The organism is Uliginosibacterium sp. sgz301328 (genome assembly GCF_041807905.1).
In the GTDB taxonomy this organism is placed as follows: Bacteria; Pseudomonadota; Gammaproteobacteria; order Burkholderiales; family Rhodocyclaceae; genus JBGVSA01.
The window spans coordinates 168,999-188,740 of sequence record NZ_JBGVSA010000003.1; the positions used below are offsets into that span (position 1 = coordinate 168,999).

25 protein-coding genes are annotated in these 19,742 nt (G+C 65.0%); 12 read left to right on the forward strand and 13 right to left on the reverse strand.

Translation table 11 applies throughout. From position 1 onward, the window contains the following. Window positions 1-62 precede the first annotated feature (62 nt). The gene (rsmI, locus tag ACDA63_RS03490) at window positions 63-935 is read right to left on the reverse strand and encodes a 16S rRNA (cytidine(1402)-2'-O)-methyltransferase (RefSeq protein WP_373661784.1); all 873 of its coding nucleotides are present in this window, start codon (window positions 933-935) and stop codon (window positions 63-65) included. 57 nt (window positions 936-992) lie between these two features. Here rsmI and ACDA63_RS03495 point away from each other — a divergent pair, with 57 nt between their 5' ends. The 6 genes from ACDA63_RS03495 to ACDA63_RS03520 all read left to right on the forward strand — a co-directional run bounded on the left by ACDA63_RS03495 (window position 993) and on the right by ACDA63_RS03520 (window position 5,304). Continuing rightward, the gene (locus tag ACDA63_RS03495) at window positions 993-1,397 is read left to right on the forward strand and encodes a YraN family protein (protein WP_373661785.1); all 405 of its coding nucleotides are present in this window, start codon (window positions 993-995) and stop codon (window positions 1,395-1,397) included. Window positions 1,398-1,603: 206 nt separating this feature from the next. Beyond that, window positions 1,604-1,930 (forward strand): cupin domain-containing protein, encoded by a 327-nt coding sequence (locus ACDA63_RS03500; RefSeq protein WP_373661786.1) that lies wholly within the window; start codon window positions 1,604-1,606, stop codon window positions 1,928-1,930. A 194-nt stretch (window positions 1,931-2,124) separates the two neighbouring features. Further along, entirely contained in the window at window positions 2,125-2,898 is a 774-nt protein-coding gene (locus ACDA63_RS03505; RefSeq protein WP_373661787.1) for an SDR family oxidoreductase, read from the forward strand. A 135-nt stretch (window positions 2,899-3,033) separates the two neighbouring features. Next, window positions 3,034-3,993 (forward strand): N-acetyl-gamma-glutamyl-phosphate reductase, encoded by a 960-nt coding sequence (argC, locus tag ACDA63_RS03510; RefSeq protein ID WP_373661788.1) that lies wholly within the window; start codon window positions 3,034-3,036, stop codon window positions 3,991-3,993. A 58-nt stretch (window positions 3,994-4,051) separates the two neighbouring features. After that, the gene (locus tag ACDA63_RS03515; protein ID WP_373661789.1) at window positions 4,052-4,645 is read left to right on the forward strand and encodes a phosphoheptose isomerase; all 594 of its coding nucleotides are present in this window, start codon (window positions 4,052-4,054) and stop codon (window positions 4,643-4,645) included. Next, a complete protein-coding gene (locus ACDA63_RS03520; RefSeq protein WP_373661790.1) occupies window positions 4,642-5,304 on the forward strand; it encodes a BON domain-containing protein in 663 nt (220 codons plus the stop codon). The genes ACDA63_RS03515 and ACDA63_RS03520 overlap by 4 nt, the downstream gene beginning before the upstream one ends. 48 nt (window positions 5,305-5,352) lie before the next feature. On the opposite strand, the gene ACDA63_RS03525 is transcribed toward ACDA63_RS03520, so the two are convergent. After that, on the reverse strand, window positions 5,353-6,069 hold the full coding sequence (locus ACDA63_RS03525) for a ComF family protein (protein ID WP_373661879.1): 717 nt from the start codon (window positions 6,067-6,069) through the stop codon (window positions 5,353-5,355). A 142-nt stretch (window positions 6,070-6,211) separates the two neighbouring features. Between ACDA63_RS03525 and bioB the strand changes: the two genes are divergently transcribed. Next, entirely contained in the window at window positions 6,212-7,213 is a 1,002-nt protein-coding gene (gene bioB, locus ACDA63_RS03530; protein WP_373661791.1) for a biotin synthase BioB, read from the forward strand. Window positions 7,214-7,325: 112 nt separating this feature from the next. On the opposite strand, the gene ACDA63_RS03535 is transcribed toward bioB, so the two are convergent. After that, complete coding sequence (locus ACDA63_RS03535; protein ID WP_373661792.1) at window positions 7,326-8,228, reverse strand: ParB/Srx family N-terminal domain-containing protein; 903 nt, start codon at window positions 8,226-8,228, stop codon at window positions 7,326-7,328. Between ACDA63_RS03535 and ACDA63_RS03540 the strand changes: the two genes are divergently transcribed. After that, window positions 8,215-8,574: a hypothetical protein gene (locus ACDA63_RS03540; RefSeq protein ID WP_373661793.1), complete on the forward strand. Its 360-nt coding sequence runs from the start codon at window positions 8,215-8,217 to the stop codon at window positions 8,572-8,574. The genes ACDA63_RS03535 and ACDA63_RS03540 overlap by 14 nt on opposite strands. 45 nt (window positions 8,575-8,619) lie before the next feature. Here the strand turns inward: ACDA63_RS03540 and flgJ are convergent, their stop codons facing one another. The 9 genes from flgJ to flgB all read right to left on the reverse strand — a co-directional run bounded on the left by flgJ (window position 8,620) and on the right by flgB (window position 16,185). Beyond that, window positions 8,620-9,516: a flagellar assembly peptidoglycan hydrolase FlgJ gene (gene flgJ / locus ACDA63_RS03545; protein WP_373661794.1), complete on the reverse strand. Its 897-nt coding sequence runs from the start codon at window positions 9,514-9,516 to the stop codon at window positions 8,620-8,622. A 13-nt stretch (window positions 9,517-9,529) separates the two neighbouring features. Then, entirely contained in the window at window positions 9,530-10,684 is a 1,155-nt protein-coding gene (locus ACDA63_RS03550; protein ID WP_373661795.1) for a flagellar basal body P-ring protein FlgI, read from the reverse strand. A 350-nt stretch (window positions 10,685-11,034) separates the two neighbouring features. Beyond that, on the reverse strand, window positions 11,035-11,700 hold the full coding sequence (locus ACDA63_RS03555; RefSeq protein ID WP_373661796.1) for a flagellar basal body L-ring protein FlgH: 666 nt from the start codon (window positions 11,698-11,700) through the stop codon (window positions 11,035-11,037). Between the two features lie 10 nt (window positions 11,701-11,710). After that, window positions 11,711-12,493 (reverse strand): flagellar basal-body rod protein FlgG, encoded by a 783-nt coding sequence (gene flgG, locus ACDA63_RS03560; RefSeq protein WP_373661797.1) that lies wholly within the window; start codon window positions 12,491-12,493, stop codon window positions 11,711-11,713. A 134-nt stretch (window positions 12,494-12,627) separates the two neighbouring features. Continuing rightward, a complete protein-coding gene (gene flgF / locus ACDA63_RS03565; RefSeq protein ID WP_373661798.1) occupies window positions 12,628-13,371 on the reverse strand; it encodes a flagellar basal-body rod protein FlgF in 744 nt (247 codons plus the stop codon). 22 nt (window positions 13,372-13,393) lie between these two features. Beyond that, the gene (gene flgE, locus ACDA63_RS03570; protein ID WP_373661799.1) at window positions 13,394-14,617 is read right to left on the reverse strand and encodes a flagellar hook protein FlgE; all 1,224 of its coding nucleotides are present in this window, start codon (window positions 14,615-14,617) and stop codon (window positions 13,394-13,396) included. Between the two features lie 10 nt (window positions 14,618-14,627). Then, window positions 14,628-15,329, reverse strand: coding sequence for a flagellar hook assembly protein FlgD (locus ACDA63_RS03575; protein ID WP_373661800.1), 702 nt, complete (start codon window positions 15,327-15,329; stop codon window positions 14,628-14,630). 33 nt (window positions 15,330-15,362) lie between these two features. Further along, window positions 15,363-15,770: a flagellar basal body rod protein FlgC gene (flgC, locus tag ACDA63_RS03580; protein WP_373661801.1), complete on the reverse strand. Its 408-nt coding sequence runs from the start codon at window positions 15,768-15,770 to the stop codon at window positions 15,363-15,365. A gap of 16 nt (window positions 15,771-15,786) precedes the next feature. Next, entirely contained in the window at window positions 15,787-16,185 is a 399-nt protein-coding gene (flgB, locus tag ACDA63_RS03585; protein ID WP_373661802.1) for a flagellar basal body rod protein FlgB, read from the reverse strand. A gap of 305 nt (window positions 16,186-16,490) precedes the next feature. Between flgB and flgA the strand changes: the two genes are divergently transcribed. Together flgA and ACDA63_RS03595 are read left to right on the forward strand one after the other, a co-directional pair. Continuing rightward, window positions 16,491-17,174 (forward strand): flagellar basal body P-ring formation chaperone FlgA, encoded by a 684-nt coding sequence (gene flgA, locus ACDA63_RS03590; RefSeq protein WP_373661803.1) that lies wholly within the window; start codon window positions 16,491-16,493, stop codon window positions 17,172-17,174. A gap of 70 nt (window positions 17,175-17,244) precedes the next feature. Further along, the gene (locus tag ACDA63_RS03595; protein ID WP_373661804.1) at window positions 17,245-17,697 is read left to right on the forward strand and encodes a DUF2127 domain-containing protein; all 453 of its coding nucleotides are present in this window, start codon (window positions 17,245-17,247) and stop codon (window positions 17,695-17,697) included. A 50-nt stretch (window positions 17,698-17,747) separates the two neighbouring features. Here the strand turns inward: ACDA63_RS03595 and ACDA63_RS03600 are convergent, their stop codons facing one another. Beyond that, window positions 17,748-18,722 carry an asparaginase gene (locus ACDA63_RS03600; protein WP_373661805.1) on the reverse strand — a complete coding sequence of 325 codons (975 nt, stop codon included), beginning with the start codon at window positions 18,720-18,722 and terminating at the stop codon, window positions 17,748-17,750. A 162-nt stretch (window positions 18,723-18,884) separates the two neighbouring features. Here ACDA63_RS03600 and flgM point away from each other — a divergent pair, with 162 nt between their 5' ends. Together flgM and ACDA63_RS03610 are read left to right on the forward strand one after the other, a co-directional pair. After that, window positions 18,885-19,202, forward strand: a complete 318-nt coding sequence (flgM, locus tag ACDA63_RS03605) for a flagellar biosynthesis anti-sigma factor FlgM (protein WP_373661806.1) — start codon at window positions 18,885-18,887, stop codon at window positions 19,200-19,202. Continuing rightward, a complete protein-coding gene (locus ACDA63_RS03610; RefSeq protein WP_373661807.1) occupies window positions 19,202-19,675 on the forward strand; it encodes a flagella synthesis protein FlgN in 474 nt (157 codons plus the stop codon). Before flgM ends, ACDA63_RS03610 begins: the two co-directional genes overlap by 1 nt. Window positions 19,676-19,742 lie beyond the last annotated feature (67 nt).

Consider the following 19,742-nt stretch of genomic DNA (forward strand, 5'->3'; position numbering starts at 1 on the left):
GCAGCCGGCCCGTGCGCGCGGCACACCGGGCTGCAACGAGCATTGTACTCATCGCGCCGCCTTCAGTCGCCCTGATCCGCGGCTTTGAACGAAAGCCCCAGGTCATACAGCACATTGCGTGACACGCCAGAGAGTTCGGCCGTCAGTCGCGCCGCCGACTTGAGCGGCAGTTCCGCCATCAGCAGGCGCAACGTGCGTTCGACCTCGGCGGGCACGCCTTCGCGCGGCGGCGGCGCGGAAACCAGCAATACGAATTCGCCGCGCTGGCGATTCGGGTCGGCGGCGAACCACGCCGGCGCTTCGGCCAGCGGCAGGCGCTGGACCTGCTCGAACATCTTGGTCAGTTCGCGCCCGACCACCAGCTCGCGCTCACCACCGAGCACCGCGAGCAAATCGTCCACGCATTCGGCAATGCGATGGGGTGCCTCGTAGAACACCAAGGTCGCGGCAACCGGCGCCAGCGCTTCGAGCATCGCGCGGCGGGCGGCCGGCTTGGGCGGCAGAAAGCCGACGAACTGGAACGCCCCATCGGCCAGACCCGATACGGACAGCGCCGCGATCGCCGCACAGGGGCCAGGCACAGGCACCACGCGATGCCCGGCGGCCTGCACGCGTGCAACCAGTCGTGCGCCGGGGTCGGACACGGCCGGCGTACCGGCGTCGGTCACCAGCGCCACATGGCGCCCCTCTTCCAGCATGGCGATGACGCGCGTGGCGCCGGCCTGTTCGTTGTGCTCGTGCAGCGCCAGCAGATTGGCGCGAATGCCATGTGCATCAAGAAGCCGTTGACTGTGACGCGTATCCTCGGCGGCCACCACGTCGACAGCGCGCAGCACGTCGAGCGCGCGCAGCGTGATGTCGCGGACATTGCCCAGCGGCGTGGCGACGATGTAGAGGCTGGCTTGCGGCGCCAGCGGAGAGACGGATTCGTTCATGTCGTGATCGGGTATGGCGCGGACGGCGCCAGCGCGATGGAATCGGGGGATTGTGGAATGTGGTGGAAAAAGCGGCAAGCCGACACGCCCGCACGCAAGCGCGATCAGGGCGCATCGGCCGAAACCCTGGCGGCGGATTTCCTCGTTGCCCATGGTGCGCGGATACTGGCGCGCAATGTGCACTGCCGGGGCGGCGAAGTCGATCTGATCGCCCGCATGGACGGCGCAGTCGTCTTCGTCGAAGTCCGCCTGCGTCGCCACGTCCGGTTTGGCGGCGCGGCCGAAAGCATCACGGCCGCCAAGCAGCGGCGCGTCGCGCTGGCGGCCCAGCATTGGCTGAGCGGCGCCGGCCAAGCCTACTCGGCGGCGCCGTGCCGCTTCGATGCCATCCTGCTCGACCGGCTCGATACGGCCGCGATCCAGTGGATACCGGCCGCCTTCGACGCCGGCGTCATGGGGTGATCCGTCGCAGCCACCACGCATTTTCCCACAAGCGACCGGATGCATTTGATCGTACTCAAATGGGGCCCCCGCGCCAGGGCCCATCAAACATATACGGGGAAGCCCGCCATCGGCTAAAATCCCATGGTTGCACCACGCGCGCCGTTCAGACGGTGCGACGTTTTTTCAGGACGGCTCGCCGTCCCAGGACAACGAGGAGCATCCCCATGACCACGCTCGAAAAACCCGAATGGCAAGAGCTTGGCGGCGGCGTCAAGCGACGCATCATCGCCGACGGCGAAATGCTCATGCAGGTGGAGGTCCACTTCCAGCCCGGGGCCGAAGGCTACATGCACAGCCATCCGCACGAGCAGACGACTTTCGTGGTCTATGGCGGCGGCACTTATACGATCGTCGACAAGGCCTACGAAATGAAGGCCGGCGACATGATCCTCGTGCCGAGCGGACTGATGCACGGCTTCCTCGCCAAGCAAGGCGAAGAAACCCTGCTGCTGGATACCTTCAGCCCGCCACGCAAGGATTTCCGCAAGTAAGTTCAACCTGTTCGCAGCCAGTGGCGAAAGGTCGGCGGGGCGGGCAGGACATGAGCCCCGATCGCGACATCGCAACAGGCGCGGGAACAGGTTCCAGGCGGCGGCATCTCCGCCGACCAGCTTGAACCGCCCTCCGGCACCTCCGCCCGACCCCTCGGGCGGCATTAACGTTACAACACGGGAGAGTCACCACAATGAGCAATCCTTTTGATCTGTCGGGCAAGGTTGCCCTGATTACCGGTGCGGCACAGGGCATCGGCGCAGCCATCGCCATCAAGATGGCCGAAGCGGGCGCCTCCGTCATCGCTGCCGACTTCGCACCGATGACTGACGAGACCAAGACCGGCCTGGAAGCCGCCGTCGCCAAGACCGGCGGCAAGTTCTGGTACCTCAAGGCCAACCTGACCGAAGCGGGCGCTCCGCAACGCGTCATCGACGAAGCCGTGAAGCTGGCGGGTCAGGTCGACATCCTCGGCAACGTCGCCGGCACCATCCGCCGCGCTCCGTTCCTGGAGCACACCGAAGAGGACTTCGACTTCGTCATGAAGATCAACCTCTACGCACCGGTGTACCTGTCGCAGGCCTTCTGCCGCCACGTCGTCGGCCGCAACGGCAAGGGCAAGATCATCAACATCTGCTCGATGCTGTCGTACCAGGGCGGCATCCTGGTGCCGGGCTACACGGCTTCCAAGCACGGCATCGCCGGCATCACCAAGCTGATCGCCAACGAAATGGCCTCCAAGGGCATCAACTGCAACGGCATCGCCCCGGGGTACATCGCCACGGCCAACACCGCGCCGATCCGCGCTGACGAAGCCCGCAACAAGGCGATCCTGGACCGCATCCCCGCCGGTCGCTGGGGCCAGCCGGAAGATCTGGCCGGCACCGCCGTGTTCTTGGCAGCCGAAGCTTCGGACTACCTGAACGGCACGATCGTCAACGTCGACGGCGGCTGGCAGGCCCGCTAAGACCCTGCGCGGTGTGACGCACGCACCGCACATCGGGTTACAAACCCCCGAGCGCGCAGGCGCCGGGGGTTTTTCTTTTGCACGCTACAATACCGGTTTGGCCACTCGCGCCGAACAGCCCCCACAGGTTCGACCATGACGTACAAGGTTTTCATCGACGGCCGCCACGGCACCACCGGTCTGAAGATCGACGAACGCCTCGCGCAGCGCGAGGAGATCGAAGTCCTCACGATCCCCGAAGACAAGCGCAAGGACACCGCAGTCAAGGCCGAGTACATCAACAGCGCCGACGTGGTGTTCCTGTGCCTGCCGGACGCCGCTTCGAAAGAATCAGTCGCGCTGCTCGCCCCCGGCAACACGCGCACGCGTTTTCTCGATGCCAGCACCGCACATCGCACCAATCCCGACTGGGTCTACGGTTTGCCCGAACTGAACGCAGGCCAGCGCGACCGTATCCGCAACGCGCAGAAAGTGGCCGTGCCGGGCTGCCACGCGAGTGGCTTCATTCTGCTCGTGCACCCGCTGGTCGCAGGCGGCATCGTGAGCGCCGACCATCCTTTCAGCACGTATTCGGTGACCGGCTACACCGGCGGCGGCAAGGAAATGATCGCCAGCTACGAAGCGCCCGCAGAACTGCCCGACAGCATGAAGAGCCCGCGCTTCTACGCGCTCGGCCTGCAGCACAAGCACCTGCCCGAGATGAAGACGATCTCCGGCCTGACGAATGCGCCGTTGTTCACACCCATCGTCGGCAACTTCGCGCAGGGCCTGGTGGTGTCGGTGCCGCTCGTGAGCCGCACGCTTGCCAAGCGCACCGACCCGCAGTCGCTGCACGACTACTTTGCCGATTACTACAAGGATGAGGTTTTCGTGCGCGTGCAGCCTTTCGGCGACCCGTCGGCGCTCGACAACGGCTTCCTGCCGGCCACCGCATGCAACGACACCAATCGCGCCGAGCTGTTCGTCTTTGGCCATGCCGACCAGATTCTGCTGGCGTCGCGCTTCGACAACCTTGGCAAGGGCGCTTCCGGAGCCGCCATCCAGTGCATGAACATCATGCTCGGCCTGGAAGAGACCCGCGGACTGGCCGCCTGAACCCCACCCCAACCTTCTATCGCGCGCAGCGCCTACGCTGCGCGCGCCTCACGGACTCATGGATCTTTTCGCCCGCATATCGCAGCATTTCCAGGACAGCGTGCAAGTCAAGATCGATGCCGCCGAGCTGCTCGCCGGCCCCATCCTGGAAGCCACCGACCTGATGGTCCAGAGCCTGCTCGGCAACGGCAAGATCCTCGCCTGCGGCAATGGCGGATCGGCCGCCGATGCGCAGCGCTTTGCCGCGCGCCTGTCCGGCCGCTTCGAGCGCGAACGCCCCGAACTGGCGGCGCTGGCACTCGGCGCCGACAGCGCGCTCCTGACATCCTTGTCGTGCGACCACGATTTCTCGCAGGTCTTCGCCAAGCAGGTCCGCGCATTGGGCCAGCCGCACGACGTGTTGCTCGTGCTGTGCACCAGCGGCGAATCGCCCAACATCATCGAGGCGGTCACCGCCGCGCACGAACGCGACATGCGCGTGATCGCACTCACCGGCAAGGGCGGCGGCGAGCTTGCGCAACGTTTGCGTGACACCGATGTCCATGTGTGCGTGCCGAGCGACCGCGCGGCGCGCATCGAAGAAACGCACGTCCTTGCCATCCACTGCCTGTGCGACGGCATCGACTGCATGTTGATGGGAGAAGAAATTTGAAGCGCCAATTGATCAGCCCGAACCTCAAGCTCATCGCTGCGACCGCTTCGCTCGCAGTGCTCGTCCTGCAAGGCTGCGTGCCGATCGTCGCTGCCGGCGTGGGCACCGGCGTCGCCGCCACCATCGACCGCCGCCCCTATGGCACGCAGGTCACCGACAACGAAATCGAAATCAAGCTCGGCAACCAGATCAGCAGCAAGTTCGGCGACACCCGCGCCCGCGTGGTCGTGACCTCGTTCAACCGCTGGGTGCTGCTCACCGGCCAGACCGCCGACGAAGCGGGCAAGGCAGAGGCCGAACGCATGGCGCGTGCCTATCCCAACGTCGCGCAGGTGTTCAACGAGCTGACCGTGGGCTGGCCGGCTTCGCTGACGACGCGCTCCAACGACACGCTGATCACGTCCAACCTCAAGGCGCGCCTGATCAATACCGACGGCATTTCCGCCAATGACATCAAGGTCGTCACCGAGCGCAATACCGCGTTCCTGATGGGCCTGGTCACGCAACGCGAAGCCAGCATCGCGGTGGATGTCGCCCGCACCACCAAGGGTGTAGAGCGCGTGGTGCAGGTCTTCCAGATCATCAGCGACGAAGAGGCCAAGCGTCTGTCCCCGCCGCCGGCGGGCGACCAGTCCGCGCCAGCGGCCACCCCGCGCTGATCGCGCTGTGCGCGGGCACGGCCATCCAGAGCCACGCCCGCGCCGTTCTCACAGAACCTTCACTCGCTTTGCGGCCAAGGTACGGGCCGTCACCAAGCACGTCACCCGGCGTGCACCCGCGCGCTTGAGAGTGCGGGCCAGTTCATCGCATGACGTGCCGCTGGTCATCACGTCGTCCACCACCACGACATGCAGGCCGTCGAAGCGGCGTGTGCAGACAAAGGCTCCGCGCAAGTTATTGCGGCGCCCACGCAAGCGCAGTCCTGTCTGGTGCGGCGTGTCGCGCGCACGGTCGACCGCACGAATCCACACGGGCACGCCAACGGCTTGTCCGATGCGGCGCGCCAATTCCATGGACTGGTTGAAACCGCGCTCCCGCAAGCGGCGCGGATGCAGCGGCATGGCGACGATCGCGTCGACCTGCTCGTCCGGCCACGCCTGCGCCATGCGGGTTGCGAACCAGCCGGCCAGCTCGAAGCCGTGCCCCGCCTTCAGCGACAGCAACAATTCACGAACCGGAAAGGCGTAGACGAACGCGGCATGCGTCGCGTCGAAGTGCGGCAGGCGATGCAGGCAACGCCCGCAGGTGGCACCGCGCAGTGTAGGCAGGCCGCACAGCGCGCAGCGTTGATCCGGCAGTTGCGGCAAATCCGCCATGCATGCCTCGCACACCGGCGCGAGGCCGGAGCGCGCTCCGCACACATGGCAACGCGCCGGCCAGATCTGCGCAAAGACTTGGTGCAGGCACGGAATCAGCGATTGCAGGCACGGCCGGACAGAAGGCATCTTGCAGGCGGAGGAAGTGGTCGGCGCGACGGGTATAATGCGCCGCGACCCGCTTGCCCCGCCCCGCCGTGCGTCAAGCACGCCGCGCAGGCTCCACGAATACATCATCGAAGGCTGTGCCATGACCACCACGCCCCCCGTCGCCGCGAGCGAGATCAAGATCCACCGCAAGTCCACCGAACCGCAGGCGCCACAGCGCTGGTCGGTGGAAGAAGTGCAGGCGCTGCTCGACATGCCGCTGATGGACCTGATCTTCCGCGCGCAACAAGTGCACCGCGAACACTTCGATCCCAACGCCGTCCAGCGCAGCACGCTGCTGTCGATCAAGACCGGCGGCTGCTCGGAAGACTGCGGCTACTGCTCGCAATCCAAGCGCTACCAGACCGGCGTCGAGAAGGAAGAGATGCTGTCGCTGGACGAGGTCGTCGAGAAGGCCCGTCAGGCAAAGGAGGCTGGCTCGTCCCGCTTTTGCATGGGTGCCGCCTGGCGCGGACCCAAAGACAAAGATCTCGAACCCGTGCTCGACATGGTCCGCGAGGTCAAGGCGCTGGGGCTGGAGACCTGCGTGACGCTCGGCATGCTGCGCGACGGCCAGGCCGAAAAGCTCAAGGCCGCGGGTCTGGATTACTACAACCACAACATCGACACCGCTCCCGAACTGTACGGCGAGATCATCACCACGCACTCGCAGGCCGATCGCTTCGACACACTCGACCGCGTGCGCGATGCCGGCATCAACGTGTGCTCCGGCGGCATCATCGGCATGGGCGAATCGCGCCGTGGCCGCGCCGCCATGATCGCCCAGCTCGCCAACATGGAGACGCCGCCCGAATCGGTGCCCATCAACAGCCTCGTCGCCGTCGAAGGCACGCCGCTGGCCGACATGCCGCGCATCGATCCGTTCGAGTTCGTGCGCACCATCGCCGCTGCACGCATCGCCATGCCGACGAGCTATGTGCGCCTGTCCGCCGGCCGCCGCGAGCTCACCGATGAGGCCCAGGCGCTGTGCTTCCTCGCCGGTGCGAACTCGATGTTCTATGGCGACAAGCTGCTCACCACCGGCAACCCGGACGTTGACGGCGACAACGCACTGCTCGGCCGACTCGGCATGAAAACTGTCTGACGCGTCAGCCACGCGCTCAAAAAGAAGCCCGCTCGATGCGGGCTTTTTTGTTGGCCAACATTAACGAAAAAGGCCCGGCACATGACCGGGCCCGCTCCTCTACCGCTCCAGCCTACAGGCCGTGCGCGGACTTGTAGTTCAGTGTGTAGGCGATCTTGCCCGGCTTGGTGTCGGACATGGTCTTCAGCAGATCGCCGAAAGTGCCCTTGTTGTACGCCTTGCCACCGTTGATGGGCGAGAGCTTGCCCAGATCGGTACCGGTCTTGCCGGCGATGATCGGATCGGTGGCATTGGACATCAAGGTCGACGCGTTCCACACCGCACCCAGGTAGCCGGTGTCGGTCGACGGATCGGTGATGCCGGTATTGAGCTTGGTGAGGTCGTAACTCGCAAGGTTGAAGCTCGCGTTGCCGCGCAGCCACTCGGCCCAGTAGAACTCCAGGTAATCGGGGCTGGAAGCCGGCTTGCTGTAACCCACGTCACGCGTGAAGTACACCAGCGAACGGAACACGTCGTTGGTCATGCCGTTCCTGAAGCCCAACCCCGCCGGCAGTTGCGCGGTGGTGATCGTCTGATCGTTGCCATTCTTGAGCCACAGATAATTGTTGCTCTGCATCTGCGTCCAGAACGCCGAGCCCGAGTACGCCGAAAGGTTGTTGCGCACCAGCACGTGCACCACCAGGTCGGGGCCGCCGTCCGGCACTTCGTAGTAGGTCGACAGGCCATGGTGACCGTCGGTGAGGTAGAGCGAATCGCCGTTCGGGCCGACCACGACCGTGCCGAGTACCGAGGTGTCGCGCAGCGTCGTATCGGTCACCGTGCAGACAAAGCTCGTCGAATCCTTGAGCGTGGACGTGGCCGACCACGTCGCAACACCCGTCATGCCTTCATCGGCGCAGAAATCATCGAACTTCTTCGCAACGTCCACCTCGTAGCGGCCGAGCTTGTAGTAGACCTGATCGAATCCAAGACCGCCCTGCGTCGGCTTGAGCGCCGACAGCTTGACCGCCAGCACGTTGCCCGCCACTGCACTGGCCCACACACCCGGCGCAACGGAAGACGAAGACGACGACGCGACGCTTGAAGACGACGTGGACGCCGCGCTCGACGACGCGCTGGAGGCCGCCGACGAACTCACGGACGAAGTAGAGCTTGAGCTGCGCGACGACGTGGAAGAGGACGACGACGAACTCACACCGCTCGGGCTGCTGGAGTCGTTGTTGTTGTCGTCACCGCCGCATGCCGTCAGCATGCTCAGCATCATCACAACCAGCGTCGAGCCGGCAACCGAACGTGCAAACCTCTTCATCGCGACATCCTTTGTTCAAAACAAAGGGCGTCACGCTACCGAGGCGATATGACGACGCCGTGACAGAGATATGACAGACGCAGACAGGGCGGATTTATCAGCCGCGCGCGGATGCGGCCGAAGCCATCAGGCGTTGGCGCAGCGCGTTGCCGTTGATGACGCGGGCGAGCTTGTCCGCATATGACGGGTCGGTCGCGTAGCCGCCTTCCTGCAATGCGCGTGCGAAGGCGTGGCCATCGGTCTTGCCGGCGACCTTGGCGTAGCGCGGCGAGTTGCCGACGAGATCGGCGTAATCCTGAAACGCCTGCTCATACGAATCGTAGGCACGAAAGCGCTCTACACGCACTTTGCGCTGGCCGTTTTCGTATTCGACGGTACGCGCCTCGACCACCTTGCCGGTCCAGTTGCTGCCCGCCTTGATGTTGAAGAGGTTGTAGCTTGGTGTGCCGTCCTTGTTGCGGATCTGCGACTTGCCCCAACCCGTTTCCAGTGCGGCCTGCGCGATGAGAAAGTGCGCGGGCACGCCCAGCGATTGCGCAGCCTTGGCGGCCTGCGGCCAGGTTGCGTCGACGAACGCCTGTGGCGTGGTCGGCACTTTGTCGCCAGAGGCTGCGTGCGCGGCGGCCGCGCGAGCCGCATCGAGCGACAGGGGCACGTTAGCGGCAGTCGTTGTGCTGGTTGCGGCGGCGTTCTGGGCAGCGGCCGCCTGCGCGCCCATCTGCTTTTCCATCATGTCGGCCAGTCCGATGCCACCGCGCTGCGCCATCATCGCGGCCAGTTGTTGGTCGTACAGGCCTTGGTAGAAGCGTGTCGTCTCGCTGCCCGTCGCGTCGGACGTGACGGTGGCATCGCGCATCGACTTGAGCATGTTTTGCAGGAACAACGCTTCGAACTGTTGCGCCGCGCTCCTGATCGCCGCCGGCGAATTGTCCTTCGACATGCGTTTGAGGGCAGTCAGGCTGTTCGGGTCGAGTGTGTTGATCTGGTCAAGCATGGCGCGGCGCTCGTCAGATGACTTCCAGCTCGGCGCGCAATGCACCAGCCGACTTCATCGCCTGCAGGATGTTGATCAGGTCCAGCGGCGTAGCTCCGACGGCGTTGAGCGCCTTCACCACGTCGGCGAGGTTGGCGCCGGCGCGCATGCGCACGAGGTTGCCGCTGCCCTGCTTGAGATCGATCTGCGCACTTTCCGTGACCACCGTGCGGCCGCGCGAGAAGGAATTGGGCTGGCTGACCTGCTGCTCGGTGTCGATCGATACCGAGAGATTGCCGTGCGCCACTGCGCACTCCTGGATCGTCACGGCCTGGTTCATCACCACCGAACCGGAACGCGAATTGACGATCACCTTGGCCGCTCCCATCAACGGCGTCACCTCGATGTTCTCGACGCGCCCCAGGAAGGCCACACGTTCATTGGGCGCCGCGGGTGCCCGCACCTGGATGCGGCGCGCATCGAGCGCCCACGCGGTGTCGGGACCGGTGCTGCGGTTGATGGCATCGACCACGCGTTGCGCGGTACCAAAATCCGCCGCGGCCAGCTCGTACGAAATCGTATCGGCATCGCCCACCGGCATCGGCACGGCGCGTTCGACCGTTGCACCAGCGGGAATGCGCCCGGCCGCAAGATGGTTGATGGTGACGCTCGAACCGCCGGCCTGCGCGCCCGCGCCGCCCACGATGAGGTTGCCCTGCGCAATGGCGTACACCTGACCATCGACGCCCTTGAGGGGGGTCATCAGCAGCGTGCCACCGCGCAGGCTCTTGGCATTGCCAAGCGAGGACACCGTGACGTCGAACTGCTGGCCGGGTTGCGCAAAGGGCGGCAGCGACATCGTCACCATGACGGCGGCGACGTTCTTGAGTTGCATGTTGGTGCCCTGCGGCACGGTCACGCCAAGGTTGCCGAGCATGTTGGTCAGGCTTTGCACCGTGAAGGGGGCCTGCGAGGTCTGGTCGCCTGTGCCGTCCAGACCGACGACGAGGCTGTAGCCGACGAGCTGGTTGGTGCGCACGCCGGCGATGCTCGCAAGATCCTTGATTCGCTCCGCGTGCGCAGTAGGTGCCGACGACAGGACGACGAACGTCATGACGACGCCTGCCACGCGCGCTAGCCGCGCCGCCCGCAGCATCGATACCACATTACGTTTCCATCGAGTCGTCATGGCAATTCCAATCTCTCATTCGTCTTGCTGTCGCCGCATCGGTCTCCGATCACTGGAGATGCTCGATGTGGGATCCCCCTTCGGCGCCGCCGAGCAGCACAGGGCGAGAAGGTTGCCCTGCGAAGCAGGGTCGGCGAGGACTGTCTGAGGCCCAGAGGGCCGAGTTCCGCAGCCGCCTTCTCGACCGCGCAGCGCAGGGGACCGGCCGAAGGCCGGCGGCGTCACGGGGATCGCTTTCTTGGTTACTTCTTTGTCGATACAAAGAAGTGACCCGCCCGCCGGGGCGGACTCCCGGCCAACGACGCTGGCCCCCCGTGGAAAACATCCATGGGCCAACATCGGCAGCCCGCTCAGAACGGCAACACGTTCATGAAGAAGCGCTGCATCCATCCCATGGTCTGCGCTTCGTCGATGTAGCCCGTGGCCTTATATTCGATGCGCGCATCGGCAACCTGCGTCGACTGTACGGTGTTGGCCGTGGTGACGTTGGCCGCGTTGACCACGCCCGAGAAGCGGATGAACTCATTGCCCTGGTTGATGGCGACCTGCTTCTCGCCGGCCACCACCAGATTGCCGTTCGGATACACGTCCACCACCGTCACGGTGATGGTGCCGGTGAAATCGTTCTTCGCCGCCGCCGCACCCTTGCCCGAGAAACTGTTGTCGCCACTCGCATCCACGCCCATGCCAGCGAGGAACTTGCCGGGCACGCCGGTAATGTTGGGAATCGACGCGGACAACGTCGAGCTCTTGCCCGCCGATGCGTTGGAGTTCTTGCTGGCACTCGTCTTCTCGACGAGATTCACTGTGATGATGTCGCCGACCATGCGCGCCCGGCGATCTTCGAACAGCGGGCGGATGGCCACCTGCTGGTAGATGGCGCCGTTGTTCGGGCCGGTCGACAGCGGCGCGGGGCGCGCGGTCATGGGTTGTTCGATGTTGGTGGGCGGCACCGTCATGCAGGCGGACAGCGACAGCACCGCCGCGAACCCGCCCATCCGTCGCAGGATGCTCATCGCGCGCTCCTTACAGTTGCGTGAGGCGGCCGAGCATCGAATCGGCCGTCTGGACGACGCGCGAATTCAATTCATAGGCGCGTTGCGTCTGGATCATGCTGACGAGCTCTTCGGCCACGTTGACGTTGGACGTTTCGACGTAGCTCTGGTTGAGCACACCCGCACCGTTCAGGCCCGGCGTGCTCGCTGTCGGGGTACCGCTGGATGCCGTTTCCAGATACAGGTTCTCGCCGATGCTCTGCAGGCCGCCGTTGTTGATGAAGGTGGCGATCTGGATGGTGCCGACCTGCGATGCCGCGGTCTGGCCCGGCTGCGTCACGCTCACCGTGCCGTCCTTGCCGATGGTCACCGACAGCGCGTCGGCCGGAATGGTGATGGCCGGCTGCAGCGCGTAGCCGCTGGCGGTCACCAGTTGTCCGTTGGAGTCCTTCTGGAACGAACCATCACGCGTGTAGGCGGTGGTGCCGTCCGGCAGTTGCACCTGGAAGAAGCCTTCGCCATTGATCGCCACGTCCAGCGGATTGCCGGTCTGTTGCAGGTTGCCCTGCGTTTGGATCTTCTCGGTCGCCACGGGGCGCACGCCGGTACCCAGTTGCAGGCTCGACGGGATCGTCGTCTGCTGGGTGGAGTTGGCGCCAGCCTGGCGGAAGGTCTGGTACAGCATGTCTTCGAACACGGCGCGCGCACGCTTGAAGCCGTTGGTGCTGACGTTGGCCAGGTTGTTCGAGATGGTGTCCAGCTGCGTCTGCTGCGCATCCAGGCCCGTGCGGGCGATCCACAGTGCTCTGATCATGGGGAATGTCCTCCTGCAGTGGTGCCAGATTAGCGTCCGCCCCGGCGCTCCATTGCGCCGATTAGGAGGCGGTTTTCCGCTCAATCCTCGCCGGGCCGCGCCACGCCTCGCGTCGCGCGGAATGTGTACGAGCGTTACGTGCGCGACAGAATCTGCGTCGCCGCGCGGTCGTCTTCCTGCGCCGTCTGCAGGAGCTTGGTGTGCATTTCGTAGTGACGTTGCAGCGAGATCATCTGCACCATCTGGTCGACCATGCTGACGTTGCTGCCTTCGAGCGCACCGCCCAGGGCCTTGACGTTGTCGTCGGCCGCGGCCGATTGATTGCCCGCCGTGCGAAAGAGTCCGTCGTCGCGACGCTGCAGGGTCGCCGGGTCGGGATTGACGAGCTTGAGGCGCGCCACCGGATTGGCGGCGTTGAGCGTTCCGTCGCGCGGTGTTGCCGTGAGCGTGCCGTCGCCGCCCAGTTCGATGCTGTTGTCGGGCGGCAGCGTGATGGGGTTGCCGCCGTCGTCGAGCACTTCCTGCCCGCTGCGCGTGCGCAGCATGCCGTTGGCATCGACCGTAAAACTGCCGTCGCGTGTATAGGCCTCGCTGCCATCGGCGGCACGTACGGCAAACCAGCCCTCCCCCTGGATCGCCATGTCGAGCGGGCGGCCGGTCTGCATGATGGCGCCGGCGCGCATGTCGGCACCTACGGTGGCTTCGACGACGTGTGCGCGCGAAGGCAGCGCTTCGCTTTGCACCGGCACCGCGCGCAAGCGGTTCATCTCGGCGCGAAAACCGGTGGTCGACACGTTGGCCAGATTGTTGGCCACCGACGCCTGCCGGCTCATGGTGGCCTTGGCGCCACTCATGGCGGTGTAGATGAGCTTGTCCATGCCGGCCCCTTATCTGCTTTGGTCAGCGCAGGTTGACCAGCGTCTGCATCACCTGGTCCTGCGTCTTGATGGACTGGGCGTTGGCCTGGTAGTTGCGCTGCTGCGTGATCATGTTGACCAGCTCGGCAGTGAGGTCGACGTTGGACTCTTCCACCGCACCGGCCTGCAGCTTGCCCATGCTGCCGGTATTGGGCGCGCCGACCAGCGGCTGGCCCGAATCGGGCGATTCGGCCCAGTTGTTGTTGCCCAGCGAGATCAGGCCGTTGGCGTTGGCGAAATTGGCCAGCACGATCTGGCCCAGGTTGCGCGACTGGCCGTTGCTGTAGCGGCCCTGCACGGTGCCGTCGGAACCGATGGTGATGCCCGACAGACGACCCGAGGCGTAACCGTCCTGCACCTGGCGATTGACCGAGAACGAACTGCCGTACTGCGTGCTGCCCGTCATGTCGAGCTGCACGCCGCCGGCGCCACCCATGGGCGACTGCGCGCCGGTCGTGACGGCCAGCCCGTTGAGGGTGATCGGCATCCCGGAAGTGAGCTGGCCGGCCGTGTCGAAGGCCAGGGTGCCATTGGCGGTGGTGGCACCGCCGTCGAGCTGCGTGTACATGTTCCACGTCGCGCTCGCCGTTTTGGCGAAGTACATGGTCAGGATGTGCGAGTTGCCCAGGCTGTCGTAGATGCTGACCGAGGTCGACGAGTTGTATGTCGTCGGGTCGTTGACGTCGAAGGGCGCGGCGATCGGGTCCTTGGTCGAATCCAGGTTCAGGCCCATCTCGACCTTGGCCGTCTCTTGCGGCAGCAGATCGGCGGTGTCGACGTACAGCGGCTGCGGCGTGGCCGGCAGGATATTGCCGAGCGCATCGGCCGGGTAGCCGGTGAGCTTATAGCCCTGCGCGTTGACGATGTAGCCGCTCTTGTCGATCTCGAACTGACCGTTGCGCGTGTAGACCAGCGAACCTTCATTCGACATGCGGAAGAAACCCGCGCCGTTGATCGCGACATCCAGCGGATTGTCGGTCGGCGTGATGTTGCCTTGCGTGAATTGCTGCGTGACGGCCGCCACGGCCGTGCCGATACCGATCTGCACACCGGCCGCGGCACCGTTGAGCGCGGCGGCATACACGTCGGAGAACTGTGCGTTGGATTGCTTGAAGCCAACGTTGCTTGCGTTCGAGACGTTGTTGCTGATGACGTCAAGCGCCTTCGACGCTGCGTTGAGTCCGGAAAGACCTTGCTGGAATGCCATTGTCGTGACCTCAGAGAATGCGCTTGATGTCGCTCATGGAGAGCTGGCCGAAACGGCCGACCTCCAGTTCGATGCTGCCGTCGGCCTTCTTGCCGACCGAGAACACGGAGGCCAGTTCGAGCGATTTCGGCGTGACCTTGGTGCCGTCTTCGTTGCTGGCCGCGACCTTGATGGTGTAGGTCCCGTCTGCGAGCTGCGTGCCGTCGGCGGTCTTGCCGTCCCACACGAATTCGTTGGCGCCTGCGCCAAGCTTGCCCAGCGACAGTTCGGCGACCTTGGTGCCGTCCTTGTTGTACACGGTGACGGTTGCCTTGTCGGCCGCCGCAGGCATTTCGATGCCGCCGACTGCCACGCCTTCGGTGAGCTTGAGCTGATTGCCTTCGACCAATACCTGGTGGCCGATAAGCGCTGCTGCCTGATAGGTCTCGTTGGCCTGGAAGGACGAGAACATCGTCGACAACTGGGTGTTGAGCTTTTCAATGCCGTCGACCGTGCTGATCTGCGCGAGCTGCGAAGTGGTCTGCGCGTTGTCGAGCGGATTGAGCGGGTCCTGGTTCTTGAGCTGCGCCGTCAGCAGCGACAGGAAGTCCATCTTGATGCGGTCAGACGAACTGCTGGTGCTGGACGTACTGGACGTCGAGCTCTTGGTGCCGTTGAGCTGGTCATAGACGCTCTGCGCGGCGGCGTTGTTGTTGACAGAGGAAGTCGCCATGATGGGTTCCCGTTGTGCGTAGTGTTATGACGCTCAGCCCTGACCGATGGTCAGCGTCTTCTGCATCAGCGTCTTGGCGGTGTTCATCACTTCGACGTTGTTCTGGTAGTTGCGCGAGGCGGAGATCATGTTGGTCATCTCCTCCACCACGTCCACGTTCGGCATGGCCACGAAACCGTTGGCGTCTGCCGCCGGATTGCTCGGGTCGTAGTTCATGCGCAGGGGCGCGGCACTTTCGACCACGCCGTTGACCTTGACGCCCTGCGAGTAGCCGTCGCCCATCTGCGTGGCCTGGAAGACGACTTCCTTGGCGCGATAGGGCTGACCGTCGGGGCCTGCCACACTGTCGGCGTTGGCGAGGTTGCTGGCGGTGGTGTTCAGGCGCACCGATTGGGCGGTGAGCGCGGAGCCGGCGATCTGGAAAACCTTCATCATGCTCATGGTGTATCTCCTGCGCTTACTGGCCCGACACGGCCTGTCCCATTGTCTTGAACAGGTTGTTGATGAACGTGACGTTGGCCTCGTACTGCGTGGCGTTTTCGGTGAAGTTGGCGCGCTCCACGTCCATGTCCACCGTGTTGCCGTCGAGGCTCGACTGCGTTTCGGTGCGGTACATGACATTGGGGTCCGCCCCCGTCGCCGTGCCGCCGATGTGTGCCGCCGAAGTGGTCGCCATCTGCAGCGGCTGGGTCTGCCCTTGCAGCGCACGACCAAGCGTCGATGCAAAGTCGATGTCGCGAGCCTTGTAGTTGGGCGTATCGGCATTGGCGATGTTGGAGGCGAGCAGTTCCTGGCGCTTGGCGCGCAGGTTGAGCGCGGTCTGCTGAAAGCGCAGCGCATCGTCCAGTCTGTTCATGTTCATCTCTCCCCAGGCTCGTCGCCCACCCATGTCGCACATCGCAACCTTGCGGCGGACGTAGTGCAGCTTCCGTGCCAGCATCGTAGCGATGCGCCCGCGACCTCATTCGGCCGATAAGACGGCAAAAAAGGCGGCTAAAGAGGGATCGGTACGGCATGCGAGCGGCAAGCCGCCGGCAATCCTTGCCGGCCCGGCGCTTCGCGCAAAGCGAAGAAAGAGCCGCCAAACCGCCTTTGCTCGGGCGATGCCTCGCGCGTGCGATACGGTTCAATGCGGTCATTGCCAGACCGGAGTTCCCCGCCATGTTCCCTCGCCTGCTGCTTGCCGCCCTGCTGTTGCCATCGGCTGTGCTGGCACAAACGACGGGGACAGACGCCATCCGGCGCACGGTCGAACAGTTCGTGATCCGCCAGACGGCCGATGTGCAGGGCAGCGTGTCGGTGGACGTCGGCCGCATCGTGGAAAGCGCGGCCACGCAATCGTGCACGGTATGGGAGGCCTTTTTGCCGCCCGGCGCGCGCATATGGAAGACGGTGACGGTCGGCGTGCGCTGCACGCAGGGGACGAACGCGTCCCTCTATGTGCCGACACGCGTGCAGATCGATGGAGCCTACGTGGTGATGGCGCGCCCGGTGTCGGGCGGACAGGTGCTGACGGCGGAAGACATGGCCGTGGTGCGGGGCGAGATTACGGCGCAGCCCAATGATGTGATCACGCGCGTCGACCAGGCGGTGGGTCAGTCGGTACGGCAGGCGCTCTCGGACAAGCAGACCTTGCGCGCGGTTTACTTGAAGACCGATGCCGCGATACAGGCCGGGCAGACGGTGAAGATCGTCACTCAGGGCGAAGGATTTTCGGTCGTCAATGAAGGCCGCGCCTTGAACACCGCCGCACGCGGACAGGTGGTGCGTGTCAAGCTGGCGAGCAATCGCGTGCTCAACGGCATCGCGCGTGAGCCCGGCGTGGTGGTCGTGTCAGTGGAATAGTGGGCGCGCACCACGACTGCGCCCACCACATTTGCTATCGTGCGAAGCCAGTCATCCGTTCGCCCATGCCATGAAGTCTTCGCCGACGCTGCGCCTGATTGCGCTGTTCGAGGCCGCCAAGGGCGCCATCGTGCTGGCGGCCGGCTTCGGTCTGCTGACGCTGATCCATGCCGACCTGCAGACCGTGGCGGAAAACCTCGTCCGCCATTCGCATCTCAACCCGGCCAGCCACTACCCGCGCATTTTCATCGACGCTGCCGCGCGTGCATCGAGCGGTAACCTGTGGCTGCTGGCGCTGCTCGCGGCGATGTACTCGGTCATGCGTTTCGTCGAGGCCTACGGCTTATGGTTCGCGCGGCGCTGGGCCGAATGGTTTGCCGTCCTCAGCGCCGGCGCCTTCATTCCGGTGGAAATCTATGAGCTGAGCCGCCACGCAAGCTGGATTCGCGGCAGTGTGCTGGCGGTGAACATCCTCATCGTGATCTACCTGTCGCGCCGGCTCTGGCGCGAGCGCGACGTCTAAGCGCCAGCGCGACGTCTAAGCGCCAGCGCGACGTCTAAGCGCCAGCGCGGTCATTCACCCACCAGGCTGCGCTGCATGAGTGCTTCAGTGTCGGCTTGCGAATAACCCTGGGCGCGCAACACCCACAGCTTGGCGCAGGCCGCCACTGGCGACATCCCGCCGCCACTGACCGCACCGGCGGCCTCCAGCCCGGCCCCGGTCTGGTATTCGCCCAAGCGGACGACGCCACGCAAAGCCTGCGTCACGACAACGATGGTCACGCCACGCGCATGTGCCTTGCGGAGCGAGGCGAGAAATGCCGGGGCACTCGGCGCGTTACCCGCGCCGTAGGCAGCCAGTACCAGCCCTGCAACCGGCTGCGCCAGTACGGCGTCGAGCGTTGCGGGCTCGATACCGGGGTACAGATGCAGACAAGCGACGCGCACCGAAGGATCGATCCGCGCCAGCCGTTCGGCGGGATTCGAATCCGCCCAATCGCCCACGGATGACAGACTCCCTCGTGGCGCATCGAACGCTACATCCGCCGCCGCATCGATCTTGAGCACGCCGACCGCCGGCAAGACCCGCCCACCGAAAGCCACCCGGACGCCCGGCAGGCCGCTGGCGGCATCGCGCAGGGCGAGTCTGAGGTTGTCGATCGCGTCGGTGCCGGGTGCGGCCAGCGGGCGCTGGGAACCAGTCAGCACGACCGGCGTTGGTATGCCGGCAAGAAGGAACGACAATGCGGCAGCCGTCCACGCCAGCGTGTCGGTCCCATGCAGGACGACCACGCCGTCGCAGCCCGCGCTGCGTTCCAGCGTGGCACGCGCGATGCGCAGCCAGTCGGGTGGCGCCATGTCCGCGCTGTCGAGTGGCGGTTCGAGGCAGCTCAGGGTCCAGGTCAGTTCGCCGCCATCCAGGCGACCGCCTGCAAAACCGGGCACGCCATCGAGCAGACGGGAGAAGTCCTCCCCTGCCATGGGCTGCAGGGGCTGGCCGGCACTGCCGATGGTGCCGCCGGTGTAGAGTACGTGGAGTGTGGGCATTCGGTTGTCCGGTCGCGGGACGCGCACACGAGATTGCGAAGCGCGTCAAGTCGGAAGAATTCTAAAGTTTTGTATCGGTCGGCCGTTACAGGAGCTGTGCAGCCGGGAATGGCTGACCATATCGGGCGGGCTTACGCCCGAACATACAAGAAGGGAATCGACGTGAAAATCGATAACTCCGTCAAGACGACGGGAACCACCAGCAGCGAGAGCAGCGGCAAGGCGCGCGCAGGGCGCGAAGCCGCGGCGCCGGCGCCTGCCGCGAGCGCCGGCACGACCGTGCAGTTGTCGTCGCTGTCCGGCAATCTTGCCAAGATCGAAGCGACCATCGGCCAGACGCCCGAGGTGGACAGCGCGCGCGTCAGCGAAATCAAGCAAGCCATTTCGGAAGGCCGTTTCTCGGTCGACTCCGAAAAGGTCGCCGACGGCCTGATCGAAAGCGTGCGCCAGATGCTGGCGGCACAGCCCCGTTCGGCCTGATGAGCGCAGACCTGGCGATGCTGCGCGCACGACTCGGTTCGCTGGTGGCAGCCGAGACGGCGCAGATGCGCGATTTTCTCACGGTGCTCGAACAGGAGCGTGACGTGCTCGGCCAGCCCGATGTCGAGCCGCTGTTCGCGCTGGCCGAGCGCAAGACGCAGATCGCACGCCAGTTGCAGCAGTTTTCCGCTGCCCGCGCCGCCTTGCTGGCGCAGGCAGGCCTGCCGAACAACCGGCAAGGCATCGAAACCTTGCTCGGCGAGTCGTCACACGCCGCCTGGGACGATTTCGTCACCGTGGCCGAAACGGCCCAGACGCTGAATGCCGACAACGGGATCCGCATCACCGAGCGGCTCAAGAGCAACCACCAGGCCCTGGCGATCCTGATGTCGGCGTCGGACCAGCCGACGGTCTATGGCCCGGACGGGCATGCCCGCACCCGGCCCGGCTCCCGCCACTTTGGGAGCTTCTAGCGCAGTTCGTCGGACGAACGTGACGCTGGTGCGACCACCGCGCTACACTTCTGCCGCTTCGGACACC

Bases quoted from the DNA above. Each gene is read 5' to 3' on its own strand.
- ACDA63_RS03495 (WP_373661785.1), top strand. From the start codon at position 993: ATGTGGTGGAAAAAGCGGCAAGCCGACACGCCCGCACGCAAGCGCGAT.
- flgC (WP_373661801.1), bottom strand. From the start codon at position 15,770: ATGAGCATGATGAAGGTTTTCCAGATCGCCGGCTCCGCGCTCACCGCC.
- ACDA63_RS03575 (WP_373661800.1), bottom strand. From the start codon at position 15,329: ATGGCGACTTCCTCTGTCAACAACAACGCCGCCGCGCAGAGCGTCTAT.
- ACDA63_RS03595 (WP_373661804.1), top strand. From the start codon at position 17,245: ATGAAGTCTTCGCCGACGCTGCGCCTGATTGCGCTGTTCGAGGCCGCC.
- bioB (WP_373661791.1), top strand. From the start codon at position 6,212: ATGACCACCACGCCCCCCGTCGCCGCGAGCGAGATCAAGATCCACCGC.
- flgA (WP_373661803.1), top strand. From the start codon at position 16,491: ATGTTCCCTCGCCTGCTGCTTGCCGCCCTGCTGTTGCCATCGGCTGTG.
- flgF (WP_373661798.1), bottom strand. From the start codon at position 13,371: ATGGACAAGCTCATCTACACCGCCATGAGTGGCGCCAAGGCCACCATG.
- flgB (WP_373661802.1), bottom strand. From the start codon at position 16,185: ATGAACAGACTGGACGATGCGCTGCGCTTTCAGCAGACCGCGCTCAAC.
- ACDA63_RS03500 (WP_373661786.1), top strand. From the start codon at position 1,604: ATGACCACGCTCGAAAAACCCGAATGGCAAGAGCTTGGCGGCGGCGTC.
- flgG (WP_373661797.1), bottom strand. From the start codon at position 12,493: ATGATCAGAGCACTGTGGATCGCCCGCACGGGCCTGGATGCGCAGCAG.
- ACDA63_RS03555 (WP_373661796.1), bottom strand. From the start codon at position 11,700: ATGAGCATCCTGCGACGGATGGGCGGGTTCGCGGCGGTGCTGTCGCTG.
- ACDA63_RS03515 (WP_373661789.1), top strand. From the start codon at position 4,052: ATGGATCTTTTCGCCCGCATATCGCAGCATTTCCAGGACAGCGTGCAA.
- ACDA63_RS03610 (WP_373661807.1), top strand. From the start codon at position 19,202: ATGAGCGCAGACCTGGCGATGCTGCGCGCACGACTCGGTTCGCTGGTG.
- flgJ (WP_373661794.1), bottom strand. From the start codon at position 9,516: ATGCTTGACCAGATCAACACACTCGACCCGAACAGCCTGACTGCCCTC.
- ACDA63_RS03505 (WP_373661787.1), top strand. From the start codon at position 2,125: ATGAGCAATCCTTTTGATCTGTCGGGCAAGGTTGCCCTGATTACCGGT.
- argC (WP_373661788.1), top strand. From the start codon at position 3,034: ATGACGTACAAGGTTTTCATCGACGGCCGCCACGGCACCACCGGTCTG.
- rsmI (WP_373661784.1), bottom strand. From the start codon at position 935: ATGAACGAATCCGTCTCTCCGCTGGCGCCGCAAGCCAGCCTCTACATC.
- ACDA63_RS03600 (WP_373661805.1), bottom strand. From the start codon at position 18,722: ATGCCCACACTCCACGTACTCTACACCGGCGGCACCATCGGCAGTGCC.
- ACDA63_RS03550 (WP_373661795.1), bottom strand. From the start codon at position 10,684: ATGACGACTCGATGGAAACGTAATGTGGTATCGATGCTGCGGGCGGCG.
- flgE (WP_373661799.1), bottom strand. From the start codon at position 14,617: ATGGCATTCCAGCAAGGTCTTTCCGGACTCAACGCAGCGTCGAAGGCG.